The organism is Vibrio sp. D173a (genome assembly GCF_030248475.1).
Window position 1 is genome coordinate 1 of record NZ_JAHGAH010001098.1, and the last position, 789, is coordinate 789.

Here is a 789-nt window from a genome sequence, read left to right on the forward strand (position 1 = left end):
ATCACCACGAAGGAGCCGATCAGGGCTGAACCCATAATTGCACTCACGCCACCTTCATTACCAATAGAGATAGCGACACCAAGAAACGCGAAGCTGGAGCCCATCACTACGGGTAAACGAATACCAATAGGGCCAAAACCAAGACACTGGGCAACCGTGACGATTCCTGATGCCAGCAAGGCCGCGTTAATGAGCGAGACAATTTCTGTGTTGGGCAAACCAATGGATGCGCCAACAATCAGTGGTACTGCAACGATACCGCCAATAGAGGCCAGCATATGTTGCAGAGCAAGTAGGAGGGTGAGCCCGTGAGGGGGGCTTTCATTTAGGGTATACAGAAGTTTCATTTGATATTCCTCTGCCTGCGTTTTCGTATACAGGCGAATGACGTTCAAACAATGACTTCTACAAACTGCGTAGGGTCATAAAAAAGGTGCACGAAGGTTCTAGCGCTCAATGTGAAGTGATTGAATTCGTACAGTTAGCTTTCTTAAAAATTGATAGGAACGCTTGGCTTGATTATTAAACCAAGCGTTCAAGGTGCGTGACTCAATGGCGGTTAACTAATGAACCAAAAATTAGCCAATGAACACCAATTTAGCGATGAAGATAGCCGCTAAGAAGTACATCGAGATAGAGACATCTTTGGTTTTGCCTGTTGCCAGCTTTAATACCGTGTAAGTGATAAAGCCAAGCGCAATACCATTCGCGATTGAGAATGTGAGTGGCATCATTAACGCAGTGATTGCAGCTGGTGCACCGTTGGTGAAGTCTTTCCAATCAACGTGC

At 46.1% G+C, this 789-nt stretch carries 1 protein-coding gene and 1 pseudogene; both read right to left on the reverse strand.

Annotated features, from left to right (window positions below):
• Nucleotides 1-347 (reverse strand): solute carrier family 23 protein (locus tag KIV40_RS31560; RefSeq protein WP_285353253.1); only part of this gene is annotated, 347 nt, incomplete at its 3' end.
• A gap of 231 nt (nt 348-578) precedes the next feature.
• Nucleotides 579-789: pseudogene (locus KIV40_RS31565) on the reverse strand (NCS2 family permease); the annotation flags it as partial.